Source organism: Arsenophonus endosymbiont of Crataerina pallida, assembly GCF_964020125.1.
Classification (GTDB): Bacteria; Pseudomonadota; Gammaproteobacteria; order Enterobacterales; family Enterobacteriaceae; genus Arsenophonus; species Arsenophonus nilaparvatae.
The window spans coordinates 3,183,816-3,198,402 of record NZ_OZ026540.1 but is presented as its reverse complement, the minus strand read 5'-3'; the positions used below and the strand labels follow the sequence as shown (position 1 = coordinate 3,198,402).

7 protein-coding genes and 3 pseudogenes are annotated in these 14,587 nt (G+C 30.5%); 6 read left to right on the top strand and 4 right to left on the bottom strand.

Annotated elements, in window-relative coordinates; translation table 11 throughout:
• The first annotated feature begins 64 nt into the window (after window positions 1-64).
• Together AACL31_RS17010 and AACL31_RS17005 are read left to right on the top strand one after the other, a co-directional pair.
• Window positions 65-1,381 (top strand): radical SAM protein, encoded by a 1,317-nt coding sequence (locus tag AACL31_RS17010; RefSeq protein WP_339053436.1) that lies wholly within the window; start codon window positions 65-67, stop codon window positions 1,379-1,381.
• A 241-nt stretch (window positions 1,382-1,622) separates the two neighbouring features.
• A complete protein-coding gene (locus AACL31_RS17005; RefSeq protein ID WP_339053435.1) occupies window positions 1,623-2,432 on the top strand; it encodes a hypothetical protein in 810 nt (269 codons plus the stop codon).
• Between the two features lie 704 nt (window positions 2,433-3,136).
• Here the strand turns inward: AACL31_RS17005 and AACL31_RS17000 are convergent.
• Complete coding sequence (locus tag AACL31_RS17000) at window positions 3,137-4,048, bottom strand: LysR family transcriptional regulator (RefSeq protein WP_339053434.1); 912 nt, start codon at window positions 4,046-4,048, stop codon at window positions 3,137-3,139.
• A gap of 1,591 nt (window positions 4,049-5,639) precedes the next feature.
• Between AACL31_RS17000 and AACL31_RS16995 the strand changes: the two are divergent.
• Window positions 5,640-6,560 (top strand): annotated as a pseudogene (locus AACL31_RS16995) (2,4-dienoyl-CoA reductase FMN-binding domain-containing protein); the annotation flags it as partial.
• Window positions 6,561-6,671: 111 nt separating this feature from the next.
• Here the strand turns inward: AACL31_RS16995 and AACL31_RS16990 are convergent.
• The 3 genes from AACL31_RS16990 to AACL31_RS16980 form a co-directional block, all read right to left on the bottom strand.
• On the bottom strand, window positions 6,672-7,541 hold the full coding sequence (locus AACL31_RS16990; RefSeq protein ID WP_310511638.1) for a glycosyltransferase family A protein: 870 nt from the start codon (window positions 7,539-7,541) through the stop codon (window positions 6,672-6,674).
• Window positions 7,542-7,688: 147 nt separating this feature from the next.
• Window positions 7,689-8,528 carry a hypothetical protein gene (locus AACL31_RS16985; RefSeq protein ID WP_310511639.1) on the bottom strand — a complete coding sequence of 280 codons (840 nt, stop codon included), beginning with the start codon at window positions 8,526-8,528 and terminating at the stop codon, window positions 7,689-7,691.
• An 86-nt stretch (window positions 8,529-8,614) separates the two neighbouring features.
• The gene (locus tag AACL31_RS16980; RefSeq protein WP_310511640.1) at window positions 8,615-8,935 is read right to left on the bottom strand and encodes a hypothetical protein; all 321 of its coding nucleotides are present in this window, start codon (window positions 8,933-8,935) and stop codon (window positions 8,615-8,617) included.
• A 764-nt stretch (window positions 8,936-9,699) separates the two neighbouring features.
• On the opposite strand from AACL31_RS16980, the pseudogene treB reads away from it, so the two are divergent.
• The 3 genes and pseudogenes from treB to pgmB all read left to right on the top strand — a co-directional run bounded on the left by treB (window position 9,700) and on the right by pgmB (window position 14,550).
• Window positions 9,700-11,132, top strand: a pseudogene (treB, locus tag AACL31_RS16975) (PTS trehalose transporter subunit IIBC).
• A gap of 41 nt (window positions 11,133-11,173) precedes the next feature.
• Window positions 11,174-13,903, top strand: a pseudogene (locus tag AACL31_RS16970) (glycoside hydrolase family 65 protein).
• Window positions 13,900-14,550: a beta-phosphoglucomutase gene (gene pgmB, locus AACL31_RS16960; RefSeq protein ID WP_310511642.1), complete on the top strand. Its 651-nt coding sequence runs from the start codon at window positions 13,900-13,902 to the stop codon at window positions 14,548-14,550. Before AACL31_RS16970 ends, pgmB begins: the two are co-directional and overlap by 4 nt.
• Window positions 14,551-14,587: the final 37 nt, after the last annotated feature.

The following is a 14,587-nucleotide window of genomic DNA, read 5'->3' as shown; positions in this document are numbered from 1 at the left end:
ATAATACTGGTTTCATTTTTGATCTCATTAATTCTATTATAGAGATCCTTATTTACTTGAATATGTGATTAAAGATCCTTTTGGTTGTCATATTTTTCCAGGTGATATCGACAATTATCCCTTAACCTCATTTTATGATGATATGAATAAGGAAATAAAAAAGGCAGGAAATATTCATCTCTGGGTTTATATTCCAACTTGTCGTTATCGATGCCATTTTTGTCAATTTCCCACTATTATAGTGAACCCTAAGTCAGCAAAATCTGACAGTTTATTTAAAGAAATCGTTGACCTTAATATAAAAGAAGCCACTCTTTGGCTAAAGCAAGTACCAAATCTTGCTAATGTAAACATCGGTGAATTTAATATATTTGGCGGTACTCCCTCTCTTCTGCCCGATAGCGAATTAAAAAGATTAATAAATTTTTATAAAAATAATTTTAATTTTTCATCCACTACCATGCGATTTGAAGGAGAGCCTGGTAGTCTTAATAAAGAATACTTATCGTTACTGAAAGAACTAGGTTTTTCTAAATTATCCTTTGGTACACAATCATTTCAGGATCATTTAATTAAAGCATGTGGCAGAAAACATACTGCAAAAGAATGTTTTAAAACTATTGCAGATGCTAATGCATTAGGTTTTGAATTGATTAGCGTTGACCTCATTTATGGTTTATTCGGTCAAACTGTTGATGATGTAAAAAACGATATGGAAATAATAAAAAAACTCAATATTTCGCATGTTGTTTGCACTAAATTACATATGAAAGAGTTTATGGAAACCAGAACCGGCGTATCGGGAGAGAGAGATAGTTTGTGGCAGAAAAAAATAATTACTGTCGCAGATAGATCGATACCCAGTTTAGGAAAACAGTATCAAATGCGTGATTTAATAGATCAATATCTCACCATGGAATATAACGAACACCCGACCATGTATTTTTATAAAAAAAATACTTACCCTGAAAAATGGAAAAGCCTTATTACTGATCTTAATAAACAGTATCCAGAGATAGCGATTGGCTTAGGTGGCAGCTCAAAATCTATCTCCTCTGAAATGATAAATATAACAAACTATAAACAATACAAAGAATCTATTAATAAAAGCCAACTACCTTGCCACTCTATTAGAGGTTTTTCAAACAATCAAAAAAGAATAAATGCTTTTAAAATGGCATTATCTAGCTTGATCCCAGTAGATGATAATGTTTATAAAGCAAAATTTGATGGGGAAAGTTTTTTTACAAACAAAACTATTAATAATGCACTAACAACATTACAGCATAGAAAACTTATTTCTATTGATAATAACAGGGTTTTTTTAACTAAAGAAGCGGCGATATTAGTTGAATCCATTATTAACACCCAATTTTGTTAACATTGCTTAATAAAAAAATAAACACTATTTATTTGATGCCACATTTTTCGGCATGGCTTACAGACATGATAACGTCATTATCGCGACAGATGTATAAAACCCGTTATTAATAAGTAGCAACCGATACTCCTCGATGGCCACCCTATTATTTGCAATCAGCATCGCACTAGATGGCCAATGACATAATATCAGGCAAGTGCCATAGCCGGCTATCTGCGGCAAAAATGTAAGGAAATCATTAATGGAAAGAAAATATAACTCACCCTTACCCGTTTTCAGTCTTTATTACATTGCAATCGATACCGAGGCTGGTATCACACCCGCGCAATTCGAAACCTTCGTTCGCCAAAAAGGTGTCTATATTCCATGCTATCCTAGCTGGCGTTGGACGCTATTGCGTGGTCTCCGTGGCGAGCGGGTTGGACAATACCTGATGCTGTTTGAAATAGAAAGCACAGAACATCGTAATCGCTATCAATCTAGTAACGGCAATAAAACAGAATTAGCCAATCAATTCTGGCAGCAACAACCACCAAAAATACATGATATTCTTTCCGAATGGCAACGTTATGGTACTTTTAGTGAAATTCCAACTATTTACACTGATTATCAACTACTCGCTGAAAATAAAAAAAGTACCGTCTGTTATGGCCCACGCTATCAGGAACTACCTAACCAAGAGCCTATCGCCAGAATAATAGGGATCCACAACCTAGCACTACGACCTGGGATTAAGGCAGAAACATTTGAAACTTTTATTGCTGAAAACCATCATCGAATAGAGGATTATCCCGGCTGGAAATTTCACCTGTTAAAAGGTGAACGCGGAAATCGCCTGGATCAATATATCGTAATGATGGAGATTGAAAGTCTTGCAGCACTTAATCTATTTTATCCCAAACCAGATATAGCCACTGATGAAGCTGATCATTTTGCGCGCGCGCATCAGGATACTAAACTTATGTATAAAGAGTGGAAGCAATTTGCATCCTTCTCCGGCTCACCTCAAATTTATACTGATTATTTGTCAGTAGCGGAAAGTTTAGGTTAAATTAATAAACCAGAAGTTCGACTGCAGTGATCAAGCTCCATAATCAAGCTATTCTGCTTATCACTGCTATGCGATATCGCTATAGTTGATGAAGAATAGTAGCTTTAAAATTACTCAATAATAAATTTATTAACACCTTTAAAGTATAAAAATCATTTAAACAGTAGTTTATTTATCGGATAAAAAATTAATGTTTTCATAAGCAATTTAAAAAATATATTTTTACTAGCAAAAGTTTTTTTCAAATACCAATAATATGAGTCGTGGAGAAAAATAATAATTATTTAAATTACCATACTTAATGAGAATCATGTAAACACTAAATTATTTTAAAATAATTTCCACATTTCATTATTAATAAAATTCACCTTACAACATTTTAAAATTATTATATTAAAAGTCACACGAAATAACATCCCTAATAAATAGCAATTAAAATAAAAAGATTAATCCATTATTATATTTGAATATAATATATTTATAAATCATTAGAATAACAAAAGCAATTGAATCATTTATTAAAGTGATAATCAAATTAAAATTGATATTATTTAAAATCTAATAGGCATCGCTCAATGAAACAATAAATATCATGTAATAAATAAAACCAGAACATAACTTTAAAATAAAACTTGATACAGAAAAACTGCTATATTATATATTTTTGGTTTAATATTAGATTCCCTGGTGTTTATTACATCATATTAATCACATATTAAATTTATAAGCCATTGTAAAGATTCTTTTTTTTCAGTCTTGTAATATAATTTTCCTCGAACTTCGATATTGAAAGGGGCAGGAGGGATAGCGAAATTAACTTTATGTTGCTTACCTAATGATATATTTTTATTGGATTTAGGAATAAACGAAATACCTTTTCCATCACCTAATATATGAAAAACATCATCAATACTTGGAACTGAAATTATATTCTTCTTATGCTTATCCATTAATATATTTTTTATTCTCTCAAAACCTTTCGATAACAACATACTTTCTGTTTGTATAATATTATTATTAAGTAGTAATTCCATTTTATCTTTATCTTTATCTTTATCTTTATCTTTATCTTTATCTTTGTAGTGATTTATAATATTTTCAGCTGCACCTAATTCTAACTTAGAACATAGTGATAGACTTTCAATATTAGCAGGTAAATTCTCCTCTTCTCTTGAACCAATAAAAATATCTGCCTGAATACGACATATAATATCTGATATTAAATGATTAGAATACTTCTTAATATCAACAAGAATTCCCGATTCAATTGAATCTATTTTTGATATTATTGAGGCCAGATCAGGAAAATAAGCATCATCTGTCGCTATATTAATAACAGACTTTTTTTTACTAGAAAAACCTAACATTAATTTTTTTGTTGTAGCACTTACATCCTGATAATGAGGGAATAATTCTTGATATAATTTTTCCCCATTAGAAGTTAATTTTGCTCCTCTTCCTGAGTGTTGAAAAAGTTGAACACCTAACTGCCCCTCTATTTCCTTCATTCCCTTACTAAGGGCAGAAGGAGATATACATAACTCATCTGCCGCTTCTTTAAATGTTCCTTTTTGGGCAATAGTTATAAATTGCTCAACTCTTTTTGAGAAAAACATATTATCTCCTATATGAAAATCTGATAAAAATAAATTTTTTACGAAAAACATATTATCTTCTCTATAAAAAATTAGATAGAAGCAAAATTTTATTAAAAAAACAACTCAAAACATATAAATAATCAGCTCAATAATTTTTATATTTTTAGAATTCTCAATGTAATAATATATAATGTAAACTTTTATTTTATCCTAATATAGCTACATATAACTTCTCCCTATCAATTGTTATTACTTCTTATAAATAATAAAATGTCACATACCTTTTTTTCATTTATTGTTTACTTATCATCAATTTGCAATCATTTATAAGAATAATAATGAAATTTTTAAAATTTAAAAATTTATCATATTTAACCACTTACAATAAACTGTATAAAAATACATATATTTTACATTTTTAAAAAATAGAAATTGTGATATTGTAAAATTAATAATTCTTAGTGCATTTAAATAAAAAAATAAATAACTAGAATATATACATTACAATTAGCAAATTATAATATAAATTTTATTTTACTATTGTACATTACAAGACTTTTAAATTTAATGAAGTTTATAACAAAAGGTTGTGAAATAAATTTCTTGTTATAACATTACCTTCTTTGATTTATGGATTAAACACCAAATACTAAGTATTATATTCATCCTCATATTATAGATTTAATTAAAGATAAAAATTCTATTGTTAATATAGAATATAATTAATTTTATATGAAAAATGAACTATTACTCATCCGGATTATATTTCTACAGATGCTCATCATATTTTAGCATTAATTTTTTTTGTTCTTTATTTTTCGATTAGAGCCATTACCCTTCTTATAACCACCTATATATTTATAAATTGCCACGGCTTTTTAGTTTTATCTTGCTCATCCAAAACCCAACAATACCTCAACATAATCAGGATAAACTTAATCATTAAAAATATTATCACTAAAACAAAATAAGAAAGAACTACCAAATATCTTCTAAAACTATTTTGGTTAATTCTTCACTATACTAATTTTTGTTTACTTAAATTTTAGCTAAGTCTCAAAAATCTTATACATATAAATAAACACAATAATATAACTATTTTATAGTCTACTCCCAACGACCGTAAGTAAAGTGAATACAAAAAATTGTCGATTACTATAAATAACTTTTCTAAATCAATATGTTAAAATTATACAACCATGCTTACTAAATATGTGGTTTATAACTATCCTGTAAAAATTCAATTGATATCATTATGTGAAAATAGATCTATGAAGAAGCACAATTCTATCAAATCTCCTATCATTCAAATGTGACCCTACACTAAAATTAATAACATTTAACTACCAAAAGAATGAAAATTGCATTTTTAGACTTTTACAACGTTATTTATATCCTAACTATTTAGTGTAGGACTTTACGGCAATTTAATAATTATAAAACAATACATCGGTAAATATGATAAAAATCACAATTTATTAATAATAATATAGTCTTTCAACTATTAATATAGGTTAAATTAAGATAATGTTTCTACAATTTGCGTTGCAATTGGCTATTAAGTAAAACAATAATCCAATACTAAGAACCCATCATAAGGAAAATGGATATGCATCTCTTTCCTCATCTATTTAAGCCATTAGACTTAGGTTACACCCAATTAAAAAACAGAGTAATTATGGGCTCTATGCATACTGGGCTAGAAGAGCATCCTCAAGCTAGTGTTAGGTTAGCAAAGTTCTATGCAGACAGGGCAAAAAATAATATTGGATTAATTATTACCGGCGGCATCGCCCCTAATCACTCTGGCAGCCTAACCAAACATGGGGCAACCCTAATTAGTAAGAAACAAATTTTTCACCATAAAAAAATTACTCATGCGGTTCATCAAGCGGGGGGAAAAATTGCCTTACAGATCCTGCACGCTGGCCGCTATAGCTACCATCCAGATCTAGTTGCACCTAGTGCATTACAAGCTAGTATTAATCCCTTTTTGCCTAAATCACTCAGTGATACTGCAATTTTGCAAACAATTGAAGACTATGCCAATTGCGCCGAACTTGCTTTGCAAGCGGGTTATGATGGTATAGAAATTATGGGTTCAGAGGGTTATCTAATTAACCAGTTTATTACCCGATATACTAATCATCGTGATGATTTATGGGGCGGTAGTTATCAAAATCGGATCCGCTTTCCAATTGAAGTCATTAAAGCTGCTCGGCAACAGGTAGGGAATAATTTCATTATTATCTACCGGCTATCTATGCTTGATTTAATTCAAAAAGGCTCCAATTGGGGTGAGATTGAGCTTTTAGCAAAAGCAATCGAAAATGCAGGCGCATCGATGATTAGTACAGGTATTGGCTGGCATGAATCAAAGATCCCGACGATTGCAATGATGGTACCAAGAGCAGGCTTTACTTGGGTCACTAAAAAATTGATGGGAAAAATATCAATCCCCTTAATTTGCACTAATCGTATCAATTCACCTGAGGTAGCTGAAAAGATTTTATCTGACGGTTGTGCTGAGCAACATCAGGTGTAAAAAATTAATAACTTGTTGGTTGTGAATTAAAATATTAGGATTTAATAGTGTCGGTAATATAATGTTTTTCGGAATATAATCTTTTATTGAATAAAATCAGGCCTGCTGTGCATCACTCGCGGTTAAATCTTGATAATGAGTTAATTGATGGTCTAGTGGCCTTACATCTTTCATTGTAATGACGCCATTTTCGCCATAGGCGATACCATTAATAACATCGTATAATAAGGTATCGACTCTCCTACTATTAATTTTTACATATGATTTTGGTGAATATACCGGTTTTCCACCATAAGCAATAACTTTTATACCAAAATCCCAATCGTCAGATAAATGTTCGACAAATTTACCATTTTGTAATTGGTAAAATATTTCAATACCGCCAACAATATCATACATATTTTTTTCAACAGCAAATCCTTTTCCATCGGGAAAGCCACCAAATAAGGAAAATGAAAAATCACGGCAGCGTAAGGTTTTATCTATTTCTTTATATAAGTTAGGCCGCTCGATAAAGTCATTTTTCTCATAAAAATAATTACAAGTACCTAAATCACCATCTTGTGTGATCATTGTGTAGATAAGTTCATCAAGCCAATATTGGTCTACAATACAATCAGCGTCAGCTGATACAATATAATGTTTTTGTTGATTGCCAAATTGAACACGCCGTTTTTCAGCTCGTTGGGAGGCATAATCCATCCCTTTTTTTCTTGCTGAAGAAACACCTTGAATTTTTTCATTAATAATGTGAATATCAAGGTTGTGATATTTATTTTGGCAAGTAATAATTTTGTTAACAGAATTATCGGTTGAATTATTGTCTACAAAAATTAATTCAGTATTACTAAGATCAAATAGCTTATACTTAAATTTTTGATTATAAATTGATTCTATGACACTTTCTAATCGTTCACTTTCATTATAAAAAGGGAATACAATAGATATAAAGGTTTCTCTACGCATAAATTATCCATATTAAAGGTTATAAAATCTAATTTTTAATACTAGATATTAAATATTTTATTTATTATCTGATTAGATAATAAATTTTTTCCTATATTAAAATTATGTTTCACTAACGCAGCTGTCTGATTTCGATCATTAATTAAATTATAAACTCGATGGATAAAATCGTCGTCCGGTAGTCCATCTTTTTTTTGGTGAAATATTCATTAATTCAGTTTTAAAACCATGTTGTCCATAAACTTCATGATAATATTCGTAACTTGTGGATATATAACAGCGCTTATGACTAATTGCTTCTCCTATTGGATTACCATAACTGTCATAATCATATGATGTTAAGAATGAAACCATATCGCTGGAGTAATAGAGATCTTGAATAGTCGGCTTATTGTTTTCATTTTCGATAAAGTCATGCTGCAGCGGGCCAGAAAATTTTATAAAATTCTCTATTTCTAGTTTTTTTATGTATTGTCTTAGATAATTTGAATAATCACTGTTTTCTTTTTCATCACCAGCAATAATTAAATATATAGAGCATGATTTATTTTTTTTTATATATAAATCATTAAGCTTTCTTACTAGATAAATATCTCTTTCTAATTTTTTTTCAGGAATGATTCTAGTCGTTCTAGCGATTAAAAAATCATCTTTCGATATGTTAAATCTATCTCTTATATTCATTTTATTATGATTATTATTAAATAAATAAGTATTACGCATAACATCAATATTGATATCTTGATTACTCCAATCTTTTAGCTTTTTGGCTAATGAATCATTTAAAGTAACATATTTTATATATTTTGATTTAATAGGTTTTATTGCATAATACCAAGGCTCTTGACCATATTTTTTTGATAATGTTTCGCTGTTCCACATTAGATCATGATCTCGCCATAATACAAAACATGCTAGATTTTTTTGTAAACCATATTTTTCTATACTTTTATAGGGCGCTTTAGTATAGATAATATTCTCAGGCAATGTTCCATTTTCAATAACAAGATGAGTGATCTCTAATTTATTCCATGTATTAAAGATTAATTCAGATAATGCATTCGTAACAATATTTACCTGTTCCAGCAGATTATTTTTTCTATTAAATTCGCTTTTGTAGTTCCATTAATTAAAATATTATTTACTTTATCGATAAATTCAACCGTGTAATTTTTTAACAAATATATATCATTAATTCGCACTAATTTAAAATGCTTATCAAAAATTGATTTTTCATAACATGAATAGGGTTTGGCAAAATTTCCTTTATCAATCTTTATGTCATAACCTAAATCAATAAAGGATTCAAAACCTCGATTATTTAAATAACATGCTAATTTTGTTGCTTCAACTGTAATTCCTGAAACTGCTATGGCGTCAAATGAAATAAACATAACTTTTTTTTATAAGGCATATTAATTCCCTACCTTTTATTTTTCTGCTTTAAATAAAAAAATATTTATCATATATAATATAAATGTTTTCTTATTTTATAATAATTATTAATATATTTTGTGATAAGCATCGAATAAAAATATTTGCCACAAAAATAGAAGTAATTTTTGCTATAATTGATATACAAATAAAAATCTTTCAAATAACATTTGTCATTTAACTGTAAATTTATTTCAACTTTTAATACATTAAAATTTTATATTAATTAGATATGTATAAACAGTTTATTAAAAATATTAAATAAGCACAAAAAAATGATCAACGTTAAACGTTATTAAAATAATTGAAACCAAGTAATAACATTTTTAGATACAATTGAGTAAAATTTCAATCTATACATTTAAATATAGTGATTAAGATGAATTTTATTTTAGTTTAAAAAAATATTTTTATTAAAAATAGCTATTAAAAATTTAATGATATAAAATCATTAAGTGTTTTTTATTCTAATTTTTAGAATAAAAAATTTATTATCAAAGTAAATTTACATAATAAGTTATATTTATTTTAAACAAAAATAATAATAGCCAATACTTATTAAAATCGTGGAAATTACCATTATATTTTCAACATAAATAATAAATTTTCAAAAAAATGTATTCAATTGATTTTATGTCTATTTTTGTGATTGATCTCTATGTAATATGATTATTGATGAGATATTTTATATTTTATTATGTAAAAATACAAAATCATTAAAATTATGTTAAAAAAAATCATAATAAATCATATTCATATTAACAATATTATTTCTACGATTGGTGGCAAAAATAATGTAAATAGTTTTACCCACTGTTTGACTCGATTACGTTTTGTTTTACATGAACCAGAAAAGGTAAATATAGAGGATTTAAAAAAACTACCAGAAGTTAAAGGTTGTTTTAATCAAGCAGGGCAATTACAAATTGTTATTGGTACCAATGTAGACAAATATTATAAAGCAATTCAACAACAATTTGATATCTCAACAGGTGATGACGATAAAAAAGCGCCCAAAATAGCGATTAAAAAAAAGACAAAACTTTGGACGCGGTTAATTACTAATCTAGCTGAAATTTTCTTCCCATTGCTGCCTGCGCTAATTTGTGGCGGTTTGTTGTTAGGCTTGAGGAATGTTTTAGGTGAAATGCTAATAGTAAACAATAAGCCATTAATGGCATTTTATCCTACACTAAAACCGATTTATGATTTTCTCTGGTTGCCTTGTGAGGCTATTTTTCATTTTTTACCGGTAGCAATTTGCTGGTCAACAGTAAAAAAATAGGCGGAACACCAATACTAGGTATTATTCTGGGAATTACATTAGTCTCGCCACAATTAATGAATGCCTATAATTTAGGTAGTCAGTTACCTGCTGTTTGGGATTTTGGTCTATTTACTATCCAAAAAGTAGGCTATCAGGCTCAAGTTATTCCCGCTATTTTTGCTGGCTTATTTTTAGGTTGGTTTGAAATATTTATACGTCGTTATGTTCCTGGTTATTTGAAATTTGTGATTGTGCCGATTGTTACCTTGAGCATCTCTGTTTTTGTTGCGCATGCAATACTCGGTCCAATAGGGCGAATGATAGGTAACCAAATTGCAGAAGTAGTCAGATTTGTTATGTTCGGTGGTTTTGCCTCAATTGGCTCCGCTATTTTTGGCTTTACCTATCCTCTATTAGTAATCAGTGGCGTTCATCATACTACGTTGGCTATAGATCTGCAGATAATGCAAGCGCAGGGTGGAACGCCAATTTGGCCGATAATTGCGCTTTCCAATATTGCACAAGCTTCTGCTGTGGTGGGCATTATTATTATTAGCCGTAAAGAAAATGAACGAGAAGTGACTATTCCGGCTGCAATTTCCGCTTATCTAGGCGTTACTGAGCCTGCGCTTTATAGTGTTAATCTTTATTATCGTTTTCCCTTGCTTTGCGCCATGGTAGGTTCTGCTTTTGCCGGTTTTATCTGTGGCGCTTTTGGCGTACTTTCAAACGGTATCGGTGTGGGGGGATTGCCTGGTATTCTTTCTATCCAACCGATTTATTGGTTAGTTTATTCATTTGCGACAATCATTGCTATTGTTGTTCCAATCATATTGACGATAGTAATTTACCGTTACCAACAGCGAAAAGGTACGCTTATTTCTGATTAAAGGATTATTTGACTAATACATTTTTAATAGTGAATTTGAATATGAATTATTTGCATGTTGTTTTTAAACCACAAGAATTAGTGGTTTACCAAGCCAAAATGAATAAGAAAATTTATCCGATAACCTATCAGAAAATTAATATATTAGAGTTATTAGAATTAATTAAACAAATTAAATTAGATTTTCCCAATATTCAAGGGGGAATATTAAAAGGAGATGCGTTAGCATTTTATTCGCCATTTTGTATCAAAATTGCTAATGATGATGTTGTTGATATGGAGAAATGTTTCTCTGAAATATTCAATGTCCCCTTTATTCGAACAGAAGTTTTAGTTGATGAATGTGAAGAGACATTAAAACATGCCTTAGCAGAGAAACAACAAACAATAACTTGGAGCATTGATTATTGCGGTTATAATCCAGGCAAAGCGGAATATACCACTGAGTCCTTATTGACCGTAGCAAATGGATATTTAGGGTTACGCGGGACATTACCTGAAATGGTAATCAGTGATGATACCTATCCGGCAACTTATCTTGCAGGGCTTTATAATCAAGCTATTTCTGTAATAAATGGCCACCAAGTTCATAATGAAGATTTCGTTAATGCACCCAATGCACAATATATCTCGTTACGTATTGGCCAAGGTAAATTTGTTAATCTTACGGATTTTAAAGTTATTTCTCTTTATCGTCGATTAGATTTAATGACAGGAATTTTATCTAGTGAATTACAAATTGAAGATCAAGAAGGCCGTCGCTTAAAAATAGATTGTCGAAAATTTACTAATATGGCAAGAATGACGCACTATAGTATTGAATATCAATTTTGTCCTTTAAATTTTTCTGATCAAATCACCATTTGTAGCAAAACAGATGGTGGAACGTTTAATTATGGTGTTGAACGCTACCGTTCACTCAATTCCTCTCATTATCAAATAAAAGATTTAAGTGTTGATAAGCATAAAACTTATTTATTAGCGCAAACCTTTCAAAGTCAAATCGGGATTGGCGTTTCGACAGAAATTAGCGGTGATTTTTTTGCGCCAAATAATGTCGAAAATAGGATAAATGAAAATAGTATTGTTCAACAGGTGGTTTTTTCTGCTCAACAAGGTAACTGTTATCGGTTAGAGAAAAATGTGGCGATCGCTATTTCTACTGTTTTTAATCAAGATTGGCAGCAGGTAAATTCATGGCAGTTGCCTGATTTTGCTGCCCAGTTAGCAGAGAGTCAGCTTGCCTGGCAAACGCTTTGGCGGGAAAGCGATATTGTCATTGCTGGTGATATGATGACGCAAAAACTACTGCGTTTACATACCTACCATCTATTAGCTTCTTGCTCCCCATTAACGAATGGTAAACATAAATTAGATGTTTCTGTTACTGCTAGAGGTTTGCATGGAGAAGCTTATCGAGGGCATATTTTTTGGGATGAAATATTTATTCTGCCATTTTATATTATGCATTTTCCGACAACCGCTTGCCAATTATTAATGTACCGTTATCGGCGGTTGCCGGCTGCAAAACATGCCGCTCAGCAAGCTGGTTTTCAAGGTGCTATGTTTCCTTGGCAATCAGGTCATGATGGTAGTGAGCAGACGCAAACCTTACATATAAATCCGCTGACAGGACAATGGGATCCTGATCATAGTCACTTACAGTGTCATATTTCTTTAAGCATTGCTTATAATGTTTGGCTATATTGGTTAAATACTGGCGATAAGCCATTTATGATCGATTTTGGGTTGGAATTATTAATTGAGATTGCCAAGTTTTGGCTGAGTAAAACAGTCTGGGATGCGACTACTAATCGATATCATATTGGTGGCGTTATGGGGCCAGATGAATTTCATGAATATAGTTTAGGTAATAAAGAAGCCGGTTTGCAGGATAATGCTTACACTAATTTAATGGTGGCATAGTTATTTAATCAAATTGATCTGATAGTTTTATCTTTGTCAAAACAGGATTTAAATAATATCTTAAATCAAGTTAATATCGATAATGATTTCTGGCAGCAACTAAAAACCATTAAAGAAAACTTAGCGTTGTCAATTAATGAGCAAAATATTATCGGGCAATTTGATGGTTATTTTGCCCTTGAAGAAATTGATTGGCAAAAATATCGCAATAAATACGGTAATATTTATAGGTTAGATAGAATCCTACGCGCTGAAGGGAAATTAGCCGATAATTATAAGATTGCCAAACAGCCAGATTTATTAATGATATTTAATAACTTTAACCAAGATGTTGTTAGTTCATTATTAGAGAAAATGAATTATCCTGCGTCTGATAATTATGTAGAAAAAAATTTCAATTATTATTTTTCTCGCACTTCCCACGGCTCGACACTATCTCGTGTTGTTCATGCGTCTTTGGCTGAGAATATTAAATCGTCAGCTTTATCTTGGCAATTATATCAAGACGCTTTATTTTCTGATTATCAAGATATTCAGGGTGGAACGACCTCAGAAGGTATTCATACTGGCGTAATGGCGGCCACCCTCAATATGACAATTATGACATACGGTGGGGTAGATATTCGTCAACCGTTATTGAAAATCAATCCTTCATTACCTACTCATTGGCAGCATCTCCAATTTAAGCTGTGCCATTTAGGCATTAATTACCAATTTTTTATCACTCGAGAACAATTATCAATTGGATGTGATCAGGATACTGAGATACAGGTGGGTGAGCAGCAGTATCGGATTTCTGCCGGTAAAATTGCTAATGTTGTTTATAAAAATGAGGTAGTTGCATGAAGAAGGGCATGATCTTCGATCTTGATGGTGTTATTGTCGATACCGCTTTTTATCATTTTAAAGCTTGGCAATATTTGGCTAAACAAATCGATATTGATTTTGATGCGACCTTTAATGAAACTTTGAAGGGAATAAGCAGAATTGAGTCATTGGAGAAAATTTTGCATTATGGTAATAAAGCCGATGTTTTTAGTGTGGCAGAAAAAAATGCCCTGATGGACAGTAAAAATGATTACTATGTAAAATCACTCAGTAAACTGACAGAAAAAAATATCTTGCCTGGGGTATTGCCTTATATTAAGCAAGCCAAAAAAAAGAAAATACCTTGTGCGATAGCCTCCGCTTCTAAAAATGCCACAATGATCCTCGAGCAACTGAATATTAAAGATTATTTTAATGTAATTGTTGATCCTCACTCTTTATCTAAAGGTAAGCCGGATCCAGAGATTTTTTTAACAGCGGCCAATTTAATCGATGTATTACCTAATGAAGCGATTGGTTTTGAAGATTCACAAGCAGGAATTACAGCATTAAATAGCGCGAATATTTTTTCTGGTGGTATATCGTCAAAAGACAATTTAGTGGGTGCAGATTTACGAGTAGACTCTTTTGAAAAAATTAATTTTGAGCAACTGTTATGTCTATAACTGAATGCTTTAATTATTTAATATAAATAGTAAACAT